The following is a 21,594-nucleotide window of genomic DNA, read 5'->3' on the forward strand; positions in this document are numbered from 1 at the left end:
TGACTTTTATTAAAGTAGTATTTTTGCTGACTAAAAAAACGCGAAAAAGGCCATGAAACAAATTATTGAATGTGTTCCCAATTTCAGCGAAGGGAACGATATGAGCATCATCAAACAGATAACGGATGAAATGGAAGCCGTTTCCGGTGTAAAACTTTTAGATGTTGACCCTGGCAAGGCCACCAACCGCACGGTGGTTACTATAGCGGGGGAACCTGACGCTGTTGTAGAAGCAGCTTTCAAAGGTATTAAAAAAGCTTCGGAAATAATTGATATGCGCAAGCACAAAGGGGAACATCCCCGTTTCGGTGCTACAGATGTATGTCCTTTTGTTCCTATATCCGGCATTACCATGGAAGAAACTGTGGAGTATGCCCGCAGGCTGGCTGAACGCGTTGGCACTGAACTCAATATCCCTGTTTATTGTTATGAAAATGCTGCTTATAGCGAAGAAAGAAAAAATTTAGCTGATTGCCGTGCCGGAGAATATGAAGGTTTGCCGAAAAAACTTGCTGACCCTCACTGGAAGCCGGACTTTGGCCCTGCCGTATTTAATGCCATTGCCGGTGCCACTGCCGTAAGTGCCCGCGATTTTCTTGTCGCCTATAATGTAAACCTGAACACAACATCTACCAGACGTGCCAACGCAGTAGCTTTTGACATACGTGAAAAAGGCAGACCAAAACGGGAAGGCAACCCGATAACAGGAAAAATAGTAAAGAATGAAAATGGAAATCCTGTGATGATTCCCGGTTCGCTAAAAGCCTGCAAAGCAATAGGGTGGTTCATAGATGAGTACGGCATTGCCCAGATTTCCATTAACCTCACAAATATCAGCATCACCCCGGTGCATGTGGCATTTGAGGAAGCCTGCAGAAAAGCACGGGAACGTGGATTAAGGGTTACAGGTTCTGAATTGGTGGGATTGATACCATTAAAAGCCATGCTTGATGCCGGAAAATATTTCCTAAAAAAACAACAACGTTCAACAGGCGTTTCAGAAAATGAACTTATTAAAATTGCCATAAAATCATTAGGACTTGATGATTTAAAACCTTTTAACCCCAGGGAAAAAATCATTGAGTTTGTCCTTGAAGACAAAGAAGAAAACACCAAAAAGAAGTTGGTGGATTATACTTGCCGGGGCTTTGCCGATGAAACCGCCTCGGAATCACCTGCCCCCGGAGGAGGCTCAATATCAGCTTATATGGGCTCGTTAGGAGCTTCTCTGGCAACCATGGTCGCCAACCTTTCATCACATAAACCCGGCTGGGACGGGCGCTGGGAAGAATTTTCAGCATGGGCTGAAAAAGGGCAGAAAATAAAAGATGAACTGCTGTTGCTGGTGGATGAGGATACCAATGCCTTCAATAAAATTATGGATGCTTTCGAACTGCCTAAAAGCAATGATGAAGAAAAACAATTACGTGACCATGCCGTTCAGGATGCCACACGCTATGCCACGGAAATACCTCTCAAAACAATGTACAAAGCTTTTGAATCCATGGAAGTGATTAAAGCGATGGCAGAAACAGGCAACCCCAACTCCGTAACCGATGCCGGCGTAGGAGCCCTTTGTGCCCGCTCTGCAGTAATTGGCGCCTTCCTGAATGTTAAAATTAATGCATCGGGATTGAAAGATAAAGAATTGGCAGCAGAAATGATTGCTCAGGCGGAAGAACTGGTAAATCAGGCACAGGCGTTGGAAGACGAAATACTTGACATCGTACATCAAAAAATTAACCTTTAAAACAAACACAATGAAAAAAATTAATTTGGAATTGTCTCCGGACCAGTATAAAGAACTTCTTCGCCTCGTATATTCAGGCAATTGGATATTGGATGAACCGGAAAATATTGTTTTGAACGATTTGGTGCAGATGATATTTTCTCAGGCAAAAGTTGCCAGCCATGAAAAGTTAGTCAGCTTTGATGATAACATGCAGTTGTATATGCCATCAGATGATTTTGATGACGAAATGGTTGATATTATCGAAGATTTTGAAGACGAATGTTTTTGGAGCCATCTGAGCTACCGCCTTGCCGAAAGAGATGCCGGGAGGCAGGCAGGCCAGGAATTTGAAAAAATGAATTTGGAGGAAAAACTCGTAATGCTCGAACGTATAAATGAAAAGTATGTCAGCGAATTTGATGAAAATGGATTGGAAAATATCGAAATCAAAAATTCTTGACCTTCTAAATATGAAGTATAGAATTGGGTGGGTAATTGCAATTCTTTTTATCTTTTCCTGCGGCCAGATAAAAGAATTTACGAACCTGCTTACCTGCGATTTCCGGCTGGCATCGGCTGAAAATATTACCCTGGGAGGCGTTAATGTTCAGAAAATAAAATCATTCAACGACCTGACTTTGGTTGATGGAGCTAAACTGCTGGCTTTTGTTACCTCCGGCTCTTTGCCCCTGAATTTCACATTAAATGTTGAAGCCCGTAATCCCAATAAGGAAAAAGCCGCACTGAGCAAACTCGACTGGATTGCTTTGATTGACGACACTGAGATTGCCCAGGGAACCACTGCAAAAAGGGTTGAAATTAATCCAAACGGCGGTACAGGCAACTTCCCCATACAAATCAATGCCGACCTGGTGAAATTACTTTCCGGGCAATCCGGGAAAAACATAGTGAATTTTGCGTTAAACCTTGTGGATGCCGGCAACCGTTCCACACGAATCTCCCTGAAAGCAAAACCCACCATCATGGTCGGGAATACCTCGATTCAATATCCCGGGTATATTACCATAAAAAAAGATTACGGGGGAAATTAGCAGTAAATGTTTTATTATTCTTTTTAACCATTTGTCAGGTTCATCATAATATCTTACAAACTTAATTGTTTTCTTGCAGAGGCTATGAGGTACAAAGTTAACTTCTGTGATTTTGATTCATAGCAAGAAAAAGTATTTAGGCATTATATCTGCAATTGGTTTAAAAAAGTAATTTTGTAAAAAAATAAAATTATGATACAACGCATTCAGAGTTTGTTTTTGTTGCTGGCCGTAGCAGCCTATGTATTGCTTTTTTTCTTTCCCTTTGCCGAATACCGCACAGGAGACATGGTTTATACCTTCTCGCTTTTAGAAATTACAAACGGCAATAGCAACAGCACTATTCCCTTAATTATTGCAGTATGCCTTCTTGCCCTGGCATGCGTGATAACTATATTTTTATTTAAAAAACGCCTGATTCAGATTAAAATCACAGCTATAACACTGCTGGCACATATTGGATTTATTGCCGCTCTTTTTTATTCTGCTGAAACCGTCATCGCAAATTCTATCGCAAAAAACATAACGGAAACATTAAGTACAACGGCCGAGCTTATTCCGGCTTACAAGGCAGGAATGTATATAGCATTGTTGCCTATTGTTTTTCTGGTGCTGGCACACAGGGCTATCCGTAAAGACGAAAAAATGGTACGTGCCTCAGACCGCCTGAGGGATTAATGTTTATCCAGTTCCAGAACTTCCATATCCCGCATATCATTTCCGTCAATTATAAAACGCAGTAGCGTTATTTTCTGATGCAAACCGTATTTCCCTGCCGCACCGGGATTGATATATAGCATCTGATATTTTTGGTCGTATTGCACCCGACAGATGTGTGAGTGGCCACAAACAAATATTTCAGGTTTCTCTTTTTCTATTAATTGCCTTGCCTTTATATCGTATTTGCCCGGTTTTCCTCCTATGTGTGTTAGAATAATTTTAACATCTTCCGTCATAAAAATCTGTGTCTCAGGAAAGCATTGACGTAATGGTTGCCCATCAATATTGCCGTAAACGGCTGTGAGCGGCTTAAAATTTTTAAGTTTGTCGGCGGTTTCTGCATCACCGATATCGCCTGCATGCCATATCTGGTCGCATTCAGCGAAAAACTCAAAAACTTTTGCATGCAGAAAACAATGGGTGTCGGAAAATATGCCTATGCGTGTCATACCACAAAGCTAACACTTTAATCCGTTTCCGATTGTTATCTCAAAAATCATATTTCTCAGGCCTTCGGGAAACTTCACATTCAAAAAATACTCGAGAAAACAATTTTTTAGGCTTTCGGTAAATACGCTACCGCACATTTTCTCGCGCACCACCTGGTAGCCAGTAACCACACCACTGCTGTCAATACTGAAATCCACAGTTAAAAAAATGGCGGAGCAAGTGGCACAACTTAGTATAAGGTTGTTCTCCTTTAAACAAACATGAAAATCATTCTGCAGCCATTCGTCATGGATTTTGTTCCATGCAAGGCGTTGCTCCAGTGTAGGCAAATCGGTGTATGTTACCACCGAAGGATTTGATTTCGGGGTTCCGAAGTCCTGTGCAAAAATATTGCTACAGACAAAACATAACAAAACCAAAAACAAAAAAGCGGTTTTTATTTTCATTAGTTTAATAATTAATCCGTTTATTTTCAATTATTCAAAGCTTTATACATCGAAAAAATATATAGTAACCTCAAAATTATCGAAAATAAAATTACAAAAAAATGAAATACATCATCAGCCAAAAAACATGGGCCATTTCAAACAAGTTCATTATTAAAGACGAGCAGGAAAATGAGTGCTTCATTGTCAATTCTAAACTTTTTACATTTATGAACCAACTACATTTGGAAGATTTGCAAAGACGAGATATTTTATAATCATAGAAATTAACAAAAGAAGGAACGATTTTTGATAATTTTAAGGTTAAAAAAAATGTATTATGAAAAAATTTATACTACTTAATGTGGCTCTGTTTTTTTTCTCAGGATTCGCCATGCCTCAAAAAGCAGAATATAAGAGCAACAGTACATTTTCGAATAATTCATATACTTCAAAAGCAGCAGCCACGCCCACAAACACACAATATCAAAGCCAGCCAACATACAACAATAATAATCAGCAATACAGCAGCCCGGTCAGCGGAATAAATCAACAAAATACAATCAGCTATGATAAAAACAAAGCGCATCAAAGTGGGCGCAGTTCCCGTATTTCATATTATAAAACCATAAGCCACACAAATACCAACCGCAATGTCTTTAAATATTTATTTCCTCTGAAAAGCAAACCCATTAAAACATCTGCAACCTTCAATGAGCGCCTGACGGATACAGTAGTAACAAAAATTCCTGAAGCAAGTCATAACCCAACTTTTTATAACATACGTATTATACCTCCCCAAAAATCAATTGAAAACAATAATAATTTAAAAGAAGGAATATCCCCGGTAAGATATTTCAGATGTTTGTATGGCAGCAGCTATTTTTATGCTTCTGCCGGAGCTTATGGTGTTTATGTTGCATCATCTCCCGATTTGTCAATTCAGACGAAAATGATGAATTATTTGTCTCGTAAGTATAAAGTAAAAGCTTTTGTCATTGAAGAATTTGCATCAGCCAAAAAATACCACCTTGTTTTAGGAAGGTTTCGCCAGCTTAAAATGGCTTTTATCACAGAGGGTAAAGTTCGGAAAGAAATCCCCAAAGCATTTGTTATCAAGTGGAAGGCGCATTGGTCGTTGATATAATCAGGATATTTATTCATTCTATTATGAATTTGTGTAATTTCTATTATGAATTTGTGTAATATTGTGAAAAAATCTTTATGAAAAAAATATTAATCCTGTGCCTGGCTGTTTTTATTTTTGCTTTTGCCAATTGCAAAAAATGTTATGACTGCACCAAGAAATGCGGTATTTGCACAAAAGAAGGTTTTGAATCCCTTGCCGGATGTCAGGGAGACTCATCTTTAAATGGTCATTCAGTTGAGGCATGGAAACTTTATTTTGAGAATCAGGGATATACCTGTGTTTATGATAATGTTACTGAAAATGTTTGCGGAGATGAAAACAAGGAGGAATTATCCGGAAAAAATTACGAATGTCTCGAAGAATAATCTGGAATTTCCATATCTTTTCAATATTCGCTGATTTTTCATTTGTATCAACCCTTTTCACTTATTTGCTTAAGAAGTTTTTTGTTAAGAATTTTAAATTTTTTGCCTTTGAATTCAATAAGTTTATTGGCTGAAAAATCTGAAAGAATCCTACTGACGCTTTCCCTTGATGTTCCGACCAAATCTCCGAATTCGCTTTGAGTCAGAGGAAAATTATAGCTATCTGCATTAAAAATTTTTTCAGATATACAAAGAAGCGTTTCTGCAACCATACCGGGTATCTGTTTTTGAGATTGGCTGGTATACCGCTGATAGTCCATCAGTTCATTCTCGCAAAGCTCAACAATTATTTCATAAGCAAATTTGCCATTATTATAAATAAAGTTCCTGAAGAGGTTGATGTCAATGAAACAAACAGAAGTATCAACAATGGCGGTAGCTGAAAAGTGGTTTATTTTATCACCAAAACTTGTCGGTAAGCCTATGTATGATGGGGATTGTACGATGCGAAGGATTTTTTCGCGCACAGGCCCTCGTTTGTGAATTTTTGCAATGCCACTTTTCAGAAAGGCAACATTTAGCGACAGAGCGCCTTCCCGAAAAATGTTATCGCCTTTTTTAAAATGAACTTCCACGGTGTTGTTTTCCATCACCTCAAATTGCTCGGGATGCAGACTGCTAACCGCGGCACATTTAATGATGCAATTATTGCATTGCTGCATAATTTATGATGATTATAAGTGGTAAAGATATGTATTTTATTTAAAATGTGATTTAAATCACACTTTTTGTTGCTATAACTCACACAGGTTTTTGTAATTGACAAATCAATGATGACTAATTTTGAATTAAAATATTTAAATCTATAATTATGAGTAATGAAATAGAAAATCAGATTCAGGAATTGCAAAAAAAGATTGCAAAAATTGAAAAAGGCACCAAAGACCAACTTTCGATGGTTGTTTTTTCGGGCGATCTGGACAAGATCCTGGCAGCAATGATTATCTCCACCGGAGCAGCTGCCTATGATATGAAAGTAAAGCTTTTTTTTACTTTCTGGGCTACTGCAGCTTTGCGCGACCCAAAGAAATCAGTAACCGGCAAGACTTTTTTAGGCAAGATGTTTGGCATGATGTTGCCCAAGGGAATGAACAAAATAAAATTATCAAAGATGCACATGATGGGTATGGGCACAAGCATGATAAAAGGCCTTATGAAAAAGAAAAAGGTGGCTTCCCTGCCCGAGATGTTTAAAACTGCCGGAGAACTGGGAATTGAAATCAATATTTGCGAAATGTCAATGGACCTGATGGGCTTTAAACGTGAAGAAATGATTGATTATCCTCACATGAATGTGTGCGGTGTGGCAACATTTTTGGCAGATGCGCAGGAAAGTAAAATACAGTTGTTTATTTAACAAATCAAATATCATTTTTATTGCAAATGACGCTTGGTGTTTTTGCGGTAAAAAAATAAAAATACTAACCTTAAAAAATAAAAAAATGACAACAGAAGAATTAAAAAACATCACAGCAAATCAGGTAGTAGACGCACGCGGAACCGCTTGCCCCGGACCATTATTGGCAGCAAAAAAAGCCATTGGTGAGATTGAATCCGGAGAGATTATGGAGATTTTATCTTCAGACGAAGGTACCAAACACGATATTCCCAGATGGTGCGAAAAGATGGAACACGAATTTTTAGGCATTCTTGAAGAAGACAGTTATTCCAGATTATTTTTAAAAAAAGCGTAAACAGTTAGCAGTTAGCAGTTAGTAGTTAGCAGTTAACAGTTAACAGGTAGCAGTGGCTGGAAGTGGCTGCTTTAGGATATAATATTGAATAATAAAATTTATTGTATGGAAAACGATACTTATAAACCGAAAATACTTGTCTTCTCGACCGACAAGATATCTGATCCGGGTATCGACCAGGCGGGTTTGCGGAAGATTCACTATTCTCCTTCGGTGTATGTTATAAGCATGCCCTGCTCTTCAGGCATCAAACCCAAATGGATAGTGCAGGCCATCGAAAAAGGTTTCGACGGAGTGTTTATTGCCGCCGATGGCCACGAATGTTCTTACAGCCCGAAATGTGCCGATTATACTAACCGCATCATTACCGAGGCACAGGAAATGATGAAAGCAAAAAACATCAGCCCAAAACGTATCCGCATGGCTGCTATCTGTTCGGTATGTGCTGAACCTTTTGCCAGCCACATGGAAAACTTCTCCAGAATTCTTAATGAATTGGGTAGCATCAAAGATGAATTAGCCAACACAACAAATCAACAATAATATGCAGGAAGAACAAAAAATATTCGACACCCTGGTCATCGGTGGTGGCATTGCCGGACAGGAAACCGCGCTCAGCCTGGCCGAAATGGATTATAAAGTGTTGCTTGTCGAAAAAGACCTTTCTATAGGTGGCAAAATGATACAACTGAGCAAGGTATTTCCTACACTCGACTGTGCCGCCTGCATCACCACCCCAAAAATGTCGGAAACCGCGCGGCATCACAACATTACACTGAAACTTAACACGTTCATTGATGATATCCGTAAAAACGGGGAAGGTTCTTTTGATGTCAGCATAAATGAAAAGCCCCGGTATGTTGACCCCTCGTTATGCACCGGCTGTCAGGAGTGTGAGTTTGTATGCCCGCAGGTAATCAACGACCATTACAACCACAACATGGTGGGACGAAAAGCCATTTACATTCCTTTTAACCTGGCTAACCCCAAAATTGCTGCTATCGATATCGATAATTGCATACATTGCATGCGCTGTGTAAAAGCATGTGCGCCCAAAGCGATCAACTTTAAGGAAGAAGAACGTAAGACAACCGTCAAGGTTAAGTCGGTGGTGGTATGTACCGGTTTTCGCCTGTTCCCGGGTGCAGGTAAGCCCGATTACAGCTATGGAAAATACCCCAATATTGTGGATTCACTCCAGATGGACCGTTTGATTGCCCCCACAAGGCCTTTCAACAGTGTGGTGAGGCCAGGCGATGGCAAAGCTCCAGAAAATATCGCTTATGTGTTGTGTGCCGGCTCACGCGATTCGGGCATTGAGAATAAAGAATGTGCCGGCGGTTGCTTTAACAACCCAATATGCTCGCAGATATGCTGTATGTATAGTATCAAACAGGCACAGCTGCTCATGGGAGCCTTGCCTATGGCGGATATTACCATCTACTATATTGATATCAGGGCCTTTGGAAAAGGTTACGAGGAATTTTTTCAGCAATCCAAAGGCATGGGAGTAAATTTTGTAAAAGGAAAAGTAGCCAAAATAATAGAAAAAAGCAATGGTAGCGGCGACCTTGTGCTGCAATACGAAGATATTCACAGCGGCGTGTACAAAGAAGCCAAACACGATATGGTGGTTTTATCTGTTGGTGTTCTTCCCGAGAATAACGTTACCAGTATGTTTAGCAACGAAAAGCTGGAACTCGATGATTATAAATTTGTGAAACAAAAAGATCCATTTTTGAATCCAACCCTTACCAGTATCTCAGGAGTGTTTGTGGCCGGCATGGCTTCGGGGCCTAAAGATATCCCAGATTCGATATTATCTGCCGGTTGCGCCGCTGCCGAAGTAGCTACTTATTTGAAAAATATAAAAAGTTGATATCATGAATAAAAGAATAGGCGTATATATCTGTCATTGCGGAGGTAATATTTCCGATTATGTGGATGTGGCCGAAGCACAGCACCTGATGCAGGATGAAGACGGTGTGCTTATTTCAAAGCACGTGATGTTTGCCTGCTCAGATGCAACTCAGACCGAAATGGTGAATGACATCAAGGAAAATCGACTGGATGCTATAGTTGTAGCATCATGTTCACCCAAATTGCATACCCATACATTTCGTGGAGTTGCCGACCGTGCCGGGCTTAATAAGTATAATTACATACAGGTAAATATCCGTGAACAGTGTTCATGGCCTCATTCCGATAAACCTCTTGATGCCACCCACAAAGCCATTGGCCTGATTCGGGCAGGCATTAAAAAAGCCGCACTCTCCGAAGCACTCGAAAGTATGGAGATAGAAGCCCAGGATGCCATGATGGTTATCGGTGCAGGCGTGTCGGGAATGAAAGCGGCTTTGGAACTGGCCAACAACGGCCACCAGGTATATCTGATAGAAAAAGAGAAAAAGGTGGGAGGGAAACTGGTGGAAAATAGCTCCCTCTTCATGACGGGAGAACAAGGAATTCAGCTGGTTGAACGCCTGATGGAAGAAATAAAAAACAATACAAAAATTACAATTTTTACCGAATCAGAAGTCGAAAAAGTTAACGGCAGCATCGGAAATTTTAATATTGACGTGAATGTGGGCATGGGTGGCGTAAAAACCGAAAAAATGTCGCTGGCAATAGGCTCTGTGTTGTTAACCACCGGCTACGATTATTATCAGCCTAAAGAAAACGAATTTGCCTATGGTTTGTCGCCCCGGGTTATTACTTTGCCCGAACTGAAGAAACGCATGGAAGAAAACAACGGTGTGATTCACTACAACAATAAACCTGTAAAATCGCTGGCTTTCATTTATTGTGTTGGTAACCGGCAAAGCAAAGGCGAAAATAAATATTGTTCCCGTATTTGTTGCACCACAGCCATACATACCGGACTTCAGCTCAAAGAAAAGAACAATGGACTGAAAATAATTCATCTGTACAGAGATATTCGTACTTACGGCAAGCAGGAACTGCTTTATGAGCAATCTTCAAAGCAGGGCGATATTTATATGAAGTTTGAAGAAAAAGAACCGCCGCAGGTGGAAGTGAAGGGCGATAGCGTGCTGGTTAAAGTCAAAGATTATCTGACTCAGAAAAAAGAATTAGAATTCAGCCCCGACTTGCTGGTGCTGGTTACCGGAGCTGTGGCCCGTGCCGACGGCAGCGACATTGCTGCTAAATTCAAGATTCCGGTGGGTGCCGACAGGTTTTTCAATGAAATACATCCGAAGCTAAAGCCTGTTGAAACCGTGATAAACGGTGTGTTGATAGGAGGCACCTGTCAGGGACCTAAAAATGTAAGCGAATCGGTGCAATCATCATTATCGGCTGTTTCCAAAATGTTGTCGCTGATAAAAAACAAACGTATTCGTCTGGAGCCGATTATAGCTAAAGTTAATGAGGATGCGTGCTTGTGGTGCGGTAAATGTGCCGGAGTATGCGAGTTTGACACCCTGAAAGAGATTACACGCAACGGAAAACAAATAGTAGAAGTGAATCCTGCCACTTGTAAGGGCTGCGGTATCTGTGTGCCGGTGTGCCCCTCCGAAGCGTTGGAGCTTAAGATGTTCTCCGACAAGGAAATAGAAGGGATGATCGACGGGTTTGTATCGCAGGTAGAACTTACCGGCCAATCCGACGAACCCAAAAAACCGGAAAATGTCAAAAAACCGCTTAACCTGAAACGTTATCCTGAAATATGGACCCGCATAGCCACTTGTATTACCGATGAACACAAAACCATACCCGAAATTGCCAAACAAATCGGTGAAGATATAGGACTTGTTACCTGGCACCTGATGACGATGAACAAATACAACTATGTGCAGTCGGACGGGATGGACAAGAAAGGTCAGTATTTTTATTACAAACTCAAAAACTAAGCGGTGATGACAAAGATAAATTTCCAGTTTGCCGATGATTTAAAAAAATATGGTGCCACAGATTTTGAAGCCTGTTATAATTGTGGCACCTGCACTGCTATATGCGGATTGTCCGATGCCGATAATTCCTTTCCCCGCAAAATGATTCGATACACTGCTCTTGGCCTCGAAGAAGACATTCAGCAGTCGTTAGATCCCTGGTTGTGTTATTACTGTGGCGACTGCTCCCTGAGCTGCCCCAGACAGGCCGACCCCGGAAACCTGATGATGGCTTTGAGGAGGTATTTGATTGCTAAATACGATTGGACAGGGCTGTCGGGATTATTGTACCGTAATCTGGCAGGATACATCATCGCTTTTTTAATTGTCATAGGAGCCGTAATAGGTTTATACAGCAGCGGTATGTTTAGCAAGGAAGAGTGGATGCATTACGGGCATTTTTTTGAAATGTTCGCTATCGGCGGAGTGTTCCTGATAATATTTGTACCTAACCTGTTGCGCATGTGGTATATGATTGTATGGAAAACGACAAAAAAATTCGATATTAAAACTTATTTTGTATCTCTTAAGGAATTATTTGTCCATATGTTTACCCAAAAACGTACCCTCAATTGCAGCGATGATAAACCCGACAAACTCTGGTGGTTTGAACATCTCATCCTGGTGATAGGTTACCTTAGCCTGCTGTTTACCACTGTTTTTCTTGATTGGTTTGGTACCGAAAGTGTTTTTGTGATTGCCCTGGGATATGTGGTGAGTGCTATCATCTTTATTGTAACATTTGATTTTGTACTGCGCCGCATCCGTAAACGCAGCCAGAAAAGTACTTCTTCGCATCCTTCGGACTGGTTTTTCGTTATCTGGCTTTTCATGATGGGTATGAGCGCTTTTCTGGTGCGCTTGTTTATTGATACAGGTATCCTTGAAAACAATTTTTGGATGTATCTTTTTCATTTTACTGTTTTGGTTCAGTGGGCGCTTATCATCGTTCCATTTGGTAAATGGACGCATTTCTTGTACCGCTCTTTTGCTATGTATTTTTCAAATATCCTTGCTTTGTCAAATAATAATAAATCAAAGAAATAATAAACTTAACTAATTATAAAAGATGAAAATTAAAGTAACATTCGACGGAAACAAAAAAGTAAACGCCCAGGTGCGTAATCACATTGTAAAAACTGATCAGCCTTCTGGTGGTGGGGGCGAGGACTCTGCAGTTTCACCATACGAGCTTTTCCTGGCATCTCTGGCTACCTGCGCCGGAATTTATGTCAAGGGGTTTTGCGATAACAGGAATATCCCCGCCGAAAATATTACCCTGACACAAAACCACGAATTTAACGAGAAAGGTCTGCTGAACAAAGTGGAACTAAGCATCAACGTGCCCAAAGACTTTCCCGAAAAATATGTGGATTCGCTGATTCATGTGGCAAGCCTGTGCAAAGTGAAACAACAATTGATGTCACCTCCCGAGCTTTCTGTTACATCAAAAGTCATTGAATGACAACAATCAAACTAAAACCTTAACTATGTTCACATTTATTAAAAAACTTTTTTCTTCTAGACCCGCAGTTGACTATGGCGAACTTATTAAACAGGGTGCTACCATTGTTGATGTGCGTTCCAAAGGAGAGTATCAGAGCGAACATCTAAAAGGCTCCATAAACATACCTTTGAAAAATCTATCCGATAATCTTTCCAAAATAAAAAAAAATAAGCCGGTGATCACCTGTTGTGCTTCAGGTGCTCGCAGCGGAGTGGCAAAAAGTATTTTAAAAGCCAAAGGATATGAGGCGTTCAATGGCGGACCCTGGGAGAGCCTGAAAAAATATAGTAATTGATTGGAATTAGCGTATTGAGCTGATGCTGAAAACATCAACTCCATTTTCTTTTGCTATTTGCATAGCTTCCTGGTTTTGCATGATATAAGTGCCTTGTACATTAAAATCCCATACATGGGGTGTGTCGAACCAGCTTTCCACATTCATCTCAATTTCAATAGTCCTTGTTTCTTTTTCGGCAATACTAAATGATGAATTTGGCAAATCAACATTAAAATAATTTTGTACAAATCCAATGATAGAGTCAATGCTGGTTCCTGTCCCTGAATAAATCTGGCCGATACCAAGGTGAAACTCGTAAGGCATAGCCTGTGATACGCCGTCACTCCACTTACCGTTGAGTTTAAGGTAATGATAGCCGCCTCCAAGATATTCTGGCCAGAACATATTGTTTTCAGGAGGATTCACAAACATATAAGATTGGTTTTTTGCTTCCGAAATACCAAAAGTAAATGATATAGAGTCGTAGGTTCCTGCCGGTATCGAGTCCAATATATTCCATGTCCATGTCGAAGGGATGTCGGTATCAACATAATGGATATCGCCCCAGGCTTTTATCAGAAATGAGCTTCCGTCAGAATTATGCAGTATTACGTCGGAAATAAAATACTGTATTTCATTCACCATGTAATGATTTCCGGCGGCATTGATGTATTTTAATGTGTCCATCTCAATATGCTGCCCGTCAACTTTGTGGAAAAACTTCAACACTATTTTTCCTGTTTCTTTTTCGTCCGGCAGCACATCATCTTTTTTGCAGGCAGTGATAACGGCTATTATGGCTATAAAAAGAAGTGTTATTAAATAAATTCTTTTCATTTTTTCAATTTGTTTAATATGGAATGGTACCTGAAACGGTTACTGGCTTTGTATTATCATCAGTGCGGGAAGCTTCCTTAAAAACTTTATCGTCCACAAAAATTGTTACTTTGACGAAAGAAAAAGTTGCTGTATCACTCACAGAAATATAAACAATATCGCCTGCATCCGCATGGTATGTTTTGATTATTTTTTTTTCAGCTGCGCTTTGGGTAGTAATATATTCGGTTTGAACAGTTCCTGTTTCATCAAGATATGAAGCGGTAAATCCCTGTTGCGAATTAGTCACGTAGTAGGTTACTTTGTGTGCATTTTTCTTTTCGCAACCAGATAAAATTATTATAAAAAATGCGCTTAGGAGTATGAATATCTTTTTCATTTTTCTGAGGTTTTATATATTGATAAAAAGATTGATGTAAAATACGCGCCCGGGCTCATATAGCTTGGCCGTTGTGCCAATCATTTTTCGATTCAAATGCTCGTAATATGCTTTGTCAAAAAGGTTGTTTACACCTCCGTTTATACTTATGTGGTCATTATATTTATACATCAACCCAAGGTTGAATAATACAAATCCCGGCGTGGAAGGTTCGTAAAAAGCTTCAGAAACATGTCCCTGGTCGAGAACTATTCGTGCAGAAACTCTTGGTATCAGGCTTTTTTTTAGGAACTTATAACTGATGCTTACATTGGCTTCCAGCGGTGGTATTTCGGCTACGGCATCATTTTTAAGCACTTCTTCTCCCACCACCTGCTGGCTGATTGTCTGGGTAGGGTCAAGGATTTGTTTGGTAACTTCGTAAATAGTGGCATGAGTATAAGCCACAGTAACATTTGCTCCGAGTTTGTATGTAGCAGGCAGTGAATAGCCAAACTCAAATCCTGTGAATGAAGCAAGGCCTGCATTGTAAAATTGCTTGACACCAAGTACGTTCATGCTAAGGGGTTTTTGTACCGAAGGGGCTATTAACCACCCGGTTATATAATTCTGTACCAGCGAATAAAAAACATTAAATTCTGCTGTCCCATATTTCTCATGCTTGAATTTAAGTGTAAGGTCGGCTTCATTATTATTTTCGGGTTTGAGTTTAGGATTGCCTAAATAGTCATAATTATCATAACCCACCGGTAGCATGATGATAAATCGCTCAACCATGTTCGGGCTGCGTGTGCCACGTCCTAATGATAATCCCAGAGATAAGTATTTTCCGAATTGTTTTGTTGCCCCAACATTAAAACTAAAGTTTGTGAAGCTGCTTTTTGTGTCATCGTTTGATAAAAGAACCGGAGTAATTCCGCCTGATGGCATGCCAAAAACTTCAATTTTGCCCGAACCGGCTGAATTTAAATCCAGCCTGACGGCTCCAACAATGTCAAAGGTGCCGAAAGAGGTTTTGAACTCACTATAAATCCCAATATTTTGTATGTGTGCATTACTCCAAAGTGCTTCGATTTTTTGAGGGATTTTTCCGTTGACGGGGGGCTGCATAATCATTGTTTTTGTGCGGTCACCATCTTTGCTTATATATTGAAAATCGCTTCCAATAAAAAGAAAATACTTGTCCTTAAATTTTAAATCTATACCTCCCCTGACTCCTAATGTATTGGCGTTAACTTCTGAAACTGCAAGCATATTGGTGTCTGCATTAGCCCGTGATTTGTTATCCATGATATGATTTATCATGGCAAAGTTTGCTTTGAAATAGGCGCCGCTGAAAACTCCTTTGTGTTTGCCGGTGGTATAAGTTAACCCTATAATGTTAGAATTGTCTTCCCTCTCGTCCATAGGTAACGCAGGAAAGTACACGTTCCGGTGCATAGTGCCGAGGTAAGATATTGTAAAATGATGTTTTTCAACTGGGGAGAAACCAACTTTTCCGCTGTAACTATACTTCAGGAATGATGATTTAATAATATTATTATTTCCATCATCATAATCGCCATACTGCATACGGTTACCAGTAAGGGTGAAATTAATTTTTTTTGTGCCCCCTGTAACAACCAGATGTTCTTTGTTGCCATTCCAATTGGACTCATAACCAGAAGATATTTTCGTATGAAGTTCAAATTTATCTCCGAATTTTGGCTGATACGTTATCAGGTTTATCACACCGCCAAATGATGGGCCGTAGCGCAGCGCATAAGGGCCTTTGACAACTTCTATTTGTTCTACATCATCAATATCAATGTGTGAAGTTGTAGGGTCCATGCGGTTGGGACAGCCGCCTTCAAGTTCTATGGCTCCGTTTATCAGTGTCATAAGCTGGCTGTATTTAAATCCGCGTACTACCGGGTCAATATTTGCCCCTCCTTTGCGAAGGCCTGAAACATTAGGGATGTTCCGCAAAGCCTCTCCCACGTCACGCAAAATATTCATCTCCATTTCTGATTTTACGACAACATTTCGGATGTATGGGATTTTTTTATTTGAATATTCAATAATTTCTACAGCATTAAGTTGTATCGTGTCACTTAACTCTTGCGCTGATGCAATTGAAAATACACTTAGTAAAAAAACAAAAAAAACCGGTTTGATATTCATTAGTATTTATTTTAAAATAATATGAAAATTATTGAGGAAAGCTGTCAGGAGGGCCATAGTCTGGATTTGTCAGAAGTGTTTCATCGGTTAATGTGAGCAGGAACGCTTTCAGGTCGGCTTTTTCCTGAGGTAAAAGTTGTGCGCCGTTTTCACCGATATGATGCATCAGCGGGCTTATATACGGAGACCAAACAAGGTTGTGACTGTAAAAATTAATAACTTCGTCTAGGGTGGCAAACCTTCCGTCATGCATATAGGGCCCCGTTAATTCAATATTGCGTAATGTTGGCGCTCTGTATGAGCCATGATCCATGGGGTCGCCGGTAACAGAAAATCTGTCTCGCGGGTCATCAAAGACAGAGTCTCTGCCATTGTTGTAAAAAAGATTTGTTGTAAATAAAGGATTGCCGTCTCCTCCGTGGCAGTGAAAACAATCAGCTCCTTCTTCGGTAATAAATAAAACAAATCCGTTCAACTCGGAGGGAGTTAGGGAAGTTTGTCCCTGCAGCCATCTGTCGCACTTGGAATTAAATGATACGATGCTGCGAATAAATTGAGCCACTGCTTTAGCCATAAGTTCAAAAGTGATTTCTTCAGTTCCGAATGCTTTTTTAAAAAGGGGTTTGTATCCCGGTATGCTGGCAATTAAAGCTTTTGATTTATTGGTATCGTTAAACATCTCGTGTGGGGCATGTACGCCCATCCAGCATAAATCTTCCAGTCGCCTTTTTGACGTGTTCGGATTTTCGGAATATATGCTGCCATTCCATAAATATCCGTTAGGATTCCAAACCACATTAAATAATGGCAACATCACGTGTGGAGTCTGAATACCTGTAATCCCATGAGTAATTCCACCGGGATAATCCGGGTTGTTTATTCCGCATTCAAAAGCATTTTCCTGCAAGTGGCAAGTGGCGCAACTCATCATGGAGTCAGGATGAGAACGTCCTCCAAAACGGCCGTCATAAAATAAATAACGCCCAAGTTCTATTCCTTCCACAGTCATTGGGTTGTCTGAGGGGATATTCATATCTGTTGGAAAATACCATGGTCTTTGAATGGTATATGGTGTGGGGTTATAAACTTCTTCTTCAGGTTCAGGTTCCGGCTCATTTTTTTTACAAGAATAGATAATCAAAAAAATTCCCAAAATGAAGAATGCTGTTAAAATAATCCATGATATATTATAAAGTTTATTTAATGTCATTTTTTATTTACTATTAAAAAATTTCATAACATTATAAGGAACTCGGAAAAATGTTTAGAGAAATGCGAATTCATTGTAAAGATAGCTATTTTTTTATAGGGGGATGCTAATTTTGAAGTGCTGAAAGAAAAAAAATAACCATAAACAGGCAGTTACGATGAACATGTTTTGAGAAATATCCGAGAAATACTTTTCATTGATGGAATTAAATATTTCAAATTAAACTTTTATCATTAAAAAAATTAAAAAAATACACCAGCATTTTTACCTTTGCATTTTAAAACAGAAATATGGATAATAAATTTGATGGAATTTCAAAATAAAAATGATTATGAAAACAAAAGACAAAGCTTTTAACACCAAAGTAATTCACTCGGGAACATTGGATGATATGTATGGCAGCGCCACCGTACCTATATATCAGACGTCAACTTTTAAATTTAAAAATGCCCAGCATGGCGCTGATTGCTTTTCAGGAAAAAGCGATGGATATATTTATACTCGTATCGCAAATCCTACCATCAGGGCTTTTGAAAAAAATATCGCAGTGTTGGAGAATGGTTATGACGGGATAGCCACCAGCTCTGGCATGGCAGCTATTAACAGTGTTTACATGGCTTTGTTAGGTGCCGGAAGCCATATTGTCAGTTCGGAAGCAGTTTATGGCCCCGCCAGAGGTGTTCTGGAACAGGATTATTCACGCTTTGGCGTTGAAGCTACTTTTGTGAATACTTCAAATCTGGAAAACATTATTAAGGCTATCAGGCCTAATACAAAAGTCTTGTATGTGGAAACCCCTGCAAATCCCACCATGGACATCACTGATATTAAAGCATGTGCTGAGATTGCCCGAAAAAACAAGCTAATACTTGTTGTAGATAATACATTCTGCTCACCTTATTTGCAAAAGCCTTTGGATTTAGGTGCAGACGTGGTGCTTCATTCGATAACAAAATTTATCAATGGCCATGCGGATATTGTGGGCGGTGTTGTTGTTGCCAAAGACCCGGAAATCTATAAAAAGATACGGCATTGTATGGTTTATTTGGGTTGTAATATGGACCCTACCCAGGCATTTATGGTGCTCAGAGGAGTAAAAACATTGGCAATACGCATTGACCGGGCACAGGAAAATGCTATGAAAGTGGCCGAATTTTTACAATCTCACCCAAAACTTGCATGGGTAAAATACCCGGGATTAAAATCTCATCCGCAATATGAGCTGGCAAAAAATCAAATGTCGGGTTTTGGTTCCATGATGAGCTTCGGACTCAAAGGCGGCTATGAAGCTGGCAAAAAATTAATGGACAATGTTCATCTAGCATTATTGGCTGTTTCGCTGGGAGGTGTAGAAACCCTTATCCAGCATCCTGCATCTATGACTCATGCTGCAGTGAGCAAAGAAGATAAAATAAAGGCAGGTATTACGGATGACTTGGTGAGATTTTCTGTTGGCATTGAAGATGTTAACGATATTATTGAAGACCTGAAGCAGGGTTTGGAAAAAGTATAATAAGCATTTTAGCAGCCTTATATTTGCTATGAAAGGCTTTATACATATTTTATACAGGAAATGGTAAAGGGAAAACCACTGCGGCATTTGGCCTTGCTCTACGTGCTGCCGGTGCAGGGAAAAACGTATATATAGCTCAATTTGTAAAAGGAAAGACCTATAGCGAAATTAAAGCTTTGCGTAAATACCTACCTCAAATTACTGTTGAACAATTCGGGCGGGGATGTTTTATCATTAATGAACCAACCAAAGAGGATATTGATGCAGCTCAAAAAGGATTGCAGATAGTTAAAAACAACCTGCAAAATGGATTATACAATTTGGTCATTTTAGATGAAATATTTATAGCTGTTTATTTCAAATTGATTTCTATTGATGAATTAAGGGAGTTGATTAACCAGAAACCGGAACCAACCGAAATGATATTGACCGGAAGGCACGCCCCACAGGAAATTATGGATGAGGCAGACCTTGTAACAGAGATGAAGGAAATAAAACATTATTATACTAATGGTGTTGAAGCCAGAGAGGGGATAGAATATTAATTTCAATAAAAAAAACTAAAACTGCGTTTTTTAATGAGTAATTATGTAAATTGTAAATGTTGAAATGTAAACAGTATATTTTAACATTTTTGGTGTATAGTATAAAAAAATCATGATTTCTTTTTCCGCTTTAGAAAAAAAATTCAAAGAAATTAATAAAATTTAACTGTAATGTTTAATTTTACAGCTAATTAGATAAATTCTTATTTCCTTTTGAAGAAAAAATTACATAATTTTTTTTTATTAAATGATTCCGGTGTCATCACAATTTTATTGTGCCTGCTATTATTATGGCCATCGGCAATTAAATCCCAGTCGTTTAATTTTATTCATATCAGTGATGTGCATATTTCAGACGGCTCTTTCAATATAGGTAATTATGATGAGAATGGAGAACAATTCTTTTGTAACCTAAAGGAATTTAATTATCTTAATCCTAAACCAGCTTTTGTTGTCGTATCCGGTGATGTTTCAAATATTGGTTCAAAAAGTCCTGATGGGATGTATCCTGCAATTATTCAATACCTTTATCCTCAGGGAGGAATAGTCAATCCGGACAACGGGGCATATTTTATTGATCAGGAACAAACAATTCCTATTTATTTTGTTTCAGGGAATCATGAATATTATGAATCCTGGCTTCTTGCTTTAGATCAGACTAGTGTGTTGGCATATTATCCAATGTATATTGCCCCCGATGTGGATTATGCAATAACACACAATGGCGCTCAAATTTTATTTCTAAGAACAGGCAGTGATTGTTCGTTGGTTGAGGACCCTGAAGATGGAATCGGAATAACTAATGCTCAATGCCAATGGCTCAGATCAACTTTAAATCCTACAGGAGGCACCCCGACAAATAACAGAAAAATTATTGTTATGCATCATCCGGGTGCACATGCTGCAGGAACAGAAATTGATGGAAGCCCTAACTCTGAAAATGTGACCAATCCTGCAACGGGGTCGTTCATTGAGAACCGGGAAACATTTCTGAATATTTGCGATTCAAATAATGTGGATGTCATTCTTTCCGGACATAAACATCAGTTTGTTGTTGCGGATCGTTATGGGAATGTGGTGCTTGAAAATTGGACCGGTGGAACCCGTTATTGCCAAACAGCTCAGTGTTTTGGTGGCGCTTATCGTATTATAACCGTCGATTCTAACTTTGTTTATATCAGCACACCCAGAGTTGTGGACTGCATGTCAGCGGGGAAAGAATTACTTTCAGTAGCTGATTTTAAAATATATCCCAACCCATTCAGTGATTATGCAATTTTGGAATTGGCAGGGAGCGAGGATGATATCGTTTATAAATTAAGGATTTATGATGTTACGGGCCGTGAGGTAGGATCAAAAGCAGATATTGTTAAGGGGAAAAATATGATACAAAGAGACGGACTTGCTCCGGGAATTTATTTTTATTCACTTATAAGTCCCGATAATAGCACCATAAGTAGCAGAAAAGTTATAATAAAAGATTAGATGAATCTGTTGTGCTATTAAGGGTATAACTATCTGACAGTCTGATTGAATAAAGTCGAAATCTGAACTGTCAATATGTATTGAAAGTTGAAGATGTCTTTGAGCTTCTGAAAATAAAA

At 39.4% G+C, this 21,594-nt stretch carries 24 protein-coding genes and 1 pseudogene; 18 read left to right on the top strand and 7 right to left on the bottom strand.

Annotated features, from left to right (window positions below; translation table 11 throughout):
- Window positions 1–52 precede the first annotated feature (52 nt).
- The 4 genes from ftcD (at window position 53) to M0R16_08800 (ending at window position 3,462) form a co-directional block, all read left to right on the top strand.
- Window positions 53–1,750: a glutamate formimidoyltransferase gene (gene ftcD / locus M0R16_08785; protein MCK9612979.1), complete on the top strand. Its 1,698-nt coding sequence runs from the start codon at window positions 53–55 to the stop codon at window positions 1,748–1,750.
- 10 nt (window positions 1,751–1,760) lie between these two features.
- Window positions 1,761–2,192 (top strand): hypothetical protein, encoded by a 432-nt coding sequence (locus tag M0R16_08790; protein MCK9612980.1) that lies wholly within the window; start codon window positions 1,761–1,763, stop codon window positions 2,190–2,192.
- A 10-nt stretch (window positions 2,193–2,202) separates the two neighbouring features.
- A complete protein-coding gene (locus tag M0R16_08795) occupies window positions 2,203–2,784 on the top strand; it encodes a hypothetical protein (protein MCK9612981.1) in 582 nt (193 codons plus the stop codon).
- 192 nt (window positions 2,785–2,976) lie between these two features.
- Entirely contained in the window at window positions 2,977–3,462 is a 486-nt protein-coding gene (locus M0R16_08800; GenBank protein ID MCK9612982.1) for a DUF4293 domain-containing protein, read from the top strand.
- On the opposite strand, the gene M0R16_08805 is transcribed toward M0R16_08800, so the two are convergent.
- Together M0R16_08805 and M0R16_08810 are read right to left on the bottom strand one after the other, a co-directional pair.
- A complete protein-coding gene (locus M0R16_08805) occupies window positions 3,459–3,953 on the bottom strand; it encodes a metallophosphatase family protein (GenBank protein ID MCK9612983.1) in 495 nt (164 codons plus the stop codon). The genes M0R16_08800 and M0R16_08805 overlap by 4 nt on opposite strands.
- A 9-nt stretch (window positions 3,954–3,962) precedes the next feature.
- A complete protein-coding gene (locus M0R16_08810) occupies window positions 3,963–4,400 on the bottom strand; it encodes a hypothetical protein (protein MCK9612984.1) in 438 nt (145 codons plus the stop codon).
- 101 nt (window positions 4,401–4,501) lie between these two features.
- Between M0R16_08810 and M0R16_08815 the strand changes: the two genes are divergently transcribed.
- The 3 genes from M0R16_08815 to M0R16_08825 all read left to right on the top strand — a co-directional run bounded on the left by M0R16_08815 (window position 4,502) and on the right by M0R16_08825 (window position 5,894).
- Window positions 4,502–4,657: a hypothetical protein gene (locus tag M0R16_08815; protein ID MCK9612985.1), complete on the top strand. Its 156-nt coding sequence runs from the start codon at window positions 4,502–4,504 to the stop codon at window positions 4,655–4,657.
- Between the two features lie 62 nt (window positions 4,658–4,719).
- Window positions 4,720–5,526, top strand: a complete 807-nt coding sequence (locus M0R16_08820) for a hypothetical protein (protein ID MCK9612986.1) — start codon at window positions 4,720–4,722, stop codon at window positions 5,524–5,526.
- Window positions 5,527–5,603: 77 nt separating this feature from the next.
- A complete protein-coding gene (locus M0R16_08825; protein MCK9612987.1) occupies window positions 5,604–5,894 on the top strand; it encodes a hypothetical protein in 291 nt (96 codons plus the stop codon).
- 47 nt (window positions 5,895–5,941) lie between these two features.
- On the opposite strand, the gene M0R16_08830 is transcribed toward M0R16_08825, so the two are convergent.
- On the bottom strand, window positions 5,942–6,616 hold the full coding sequence (locus M0R16_08830) for a Crp/Fnr family transcriptional regulator (protein ID MCK9612988.1): 675 nt from the start codon (window positions 6,614–6,616) through the stop codon (window positions 5,942–5,944).
- Window positions 6,617–6,765: 149 nt separating this feature from the next.
- Between M0R16_08830 and M0R16_08835 the strand changes: the two genes are divergently transcribed.
- From M0R16_08835 to M0R16_08870, 8 genes are all read left to right on the top strand, one after another.
- On the top strand, window positions 6,766–7,311 hold the full coding sequence (locus tag M0R16_08835; GenBank protein MCK9612989.1) for a DsrE/DsrF/DrsH-like family protein: 546 nt from the start codon (window positions 6,766–6,768) through the stop codon (window positions 7,309–7,311).
- Window positions 7,312–7,396: 85 nt separating this feature from the next.
- A complete protein-coding gene (locus M0R16_08840) occupies window positions 7,397–7,648 on the top strand; it encodes a sulfurtransferase TusA family protein (GenBank protein MCK9612990.1) in 252 nt (83 codons plus the stop codon).
- Window positions 7,649–7,753: 105 nt separating this feature from the next.
- Window positions 7,754–8,191, top strand: coding sequence for a hydrogenase iron-sulfur subunit (locus tag M0R16_08845; GenBank protein ID MCK9612991.1), 438 nt, complete (start codon window positions 7,754–7,756; stop codon window positions 8,189–8,191).
- Window position 8,192: 1 nt separating this feature from the next.
- The gene (locus M0R16_08850) at window positions 8,193–9,527 is read left to right on the top strand and encodes an FAD-dependent oxidoreductase (GenBank protein MCK9612992.1); all 1,335 of its coding nucleotides are present in this window, start codon (window positions 8,193–8,195) and stop codon (window positions 9,525–9,527) included.
- Between the two features lie 4 nt (window positions 9,528–9,531).
- On the top strand, window positions 9,532–11,520 hold the full coding sequence (locus M0R16_08855; GenBank protein ID MCK9612993.1) for an FAD-dependent oxidoreductase: 1,989 nt from the start codon (window positions 9,532–9,534) through the stop codon (window positions 11,518–11,520).
- A 6-nt stretch (window positions 11,521–11,526) separates the two neighbouring features.
- The gene (locus M0R16_08860; protein MCK9612994.1) at window positions 11,527–12,606 is read left to right on the top strand and encodes a 4Fe-4S dicluster domain-containing protein; all 1,080 of its coding nucleotides are present in this window, start codon (window positions 11,527–11,529) and stop codon (window positions 12,604–12,606) included.
- A 22-nt stretch (window positions 12,607–12,628) separates the two neighbouring features.
- Window positions 12,629–13,024 (top strand): OsmC family protein, encoded by a 396-nt coding sequence (locus tag M0R16_08865; GenBank protein MCK9612995.1) that lies wholly within the window; start codon window positions 12,629–12,631, stop codon window positions 13,022–13,024.
- 25 nt (window positions 13,025–13,049) lie between these two features.
- Window positions 13,050–13,361 carry a rhodanese-like domain-containing protein gene (locus M0R16_08870; GenBank protein MCK9612996.1) on the top strand — a complete coding sequence of 104 codons (312 nt, stop codon included), beginning with the start codon at window positions 13,050–13,052 and terminating at the stop codon, window positions 13,359–13,361.
- A gap of 6 nt (window positions 13,362–13,367) precedes the next feature.
- On the opposite strand, the gene M0R16_08875 is transcribed toward M0R16_08870, so the two are convergent.
- From M0R16_08875 to M0R16_08890, 4 genes are read right to left on the bottom strand one after another with little or no spacing between them, the layout of a single operon-like run.
- Window positions 13,368–14,180 carry a hypothetical protein gene (locus M0R16_08875; GenBank protein ID MCK9612997.1) on the bottom strand — a complete coding sequence of 271 codons (813 nt, stop codon included), beginning with the start codon at window positions 14,178–14,180 and terminating at the stop codon, window positions 13,368–13,370.
- Between the two features lie 13 nt (window positions 14,181–14,193).
- On the bottom strand, window positions 14,194–14,559 hold the full coding sequence (locus M0R16_08880; GenBank protein MCK9612998.1) for a hypothetical protein: 366 nt from the start codon (window positions 14,557–14,559) through the stop codon (window positions 14,194–14,196).
- A 12-nt stretch (window positions 14,560–14,571) separates the two neighbouring features.
- A complete protein-coding gene (locus M0R16_08885; protein MCK9612999.1) occupies window positions 14,572–16,722 on the bottom strand; it encodes a TonB-dependent receptor in 2,151 nt (716 codons plus the stop codon).
- Between the two features lie 28 nt (window positions 16,723–16,750).
- The gene (locus tag M0R16_08890; GenBank protein MCK9613000.1) at window positions 16,751–17,932 is read right to left on the bottom strand and encodes a hypothetical protein; all 1,182 of its coding nucleotides are present in this window, start codon (window positions 17,930–17,932) and stop codon (window positions 16,751–16,753) included.
- Window positions 17,933–18,263: 331 nt separating this feature from the next.
- Here M0R16_08890 and M0R16_08895 point away from each other — a divergent pair, with 331 nt between their 5' ends.
- From M0R16_08895 to M0R16_08905, 3 genes and pseudogenes are all read left to right on the top strand, one after another.
- Window positions 18,264–19,445 carry an aminotransferase class I/II-fold pyridoxal phosphate-dependent enzyme gene (locus M0R16_08895; protein MCK9613001.1) on the top strand — a complete coding sequence of 394 codons (1,182 nt, stop codon included), beginning with the start codon at window positions 18,264–18,266 and terminating at the stop codon, window positions 19,443–19,445.
- Window positions 19,446–19,473: 28 nt separating this feature from the next.
- Window positions 19,474–19,990: pseudogene (cobO, locus tag M0R16_08900) on the top strand (cob(I)yrinic acid a,c-diamide adenosyltransferase).
- A 213-nt stretch (window positions 19,991–20,203) separates the two neighbouring features.
- A complete protein-coding gene (locus M0R16_08905) occupies window positions 20,204–21,475 on the top strand; it encodes a metallophosphoesterase (protein ID MCK9613002.1) in 1,272 nt (423 codons plus the stop codon).
- The last annotated feature ends 119 nt before the right edge of the window (window positions 21,476–21,594 follow it).

Source organism: Bacteroidales bacterium, from assembly GCA_023228145.1.
In the GTDB taxonomy this organism is placed as follows: domain Bacteria; phylum Bacteroidota; class Bacteroidia; order Bacteroidales; family CAIWKO01; genus CAIWKO01.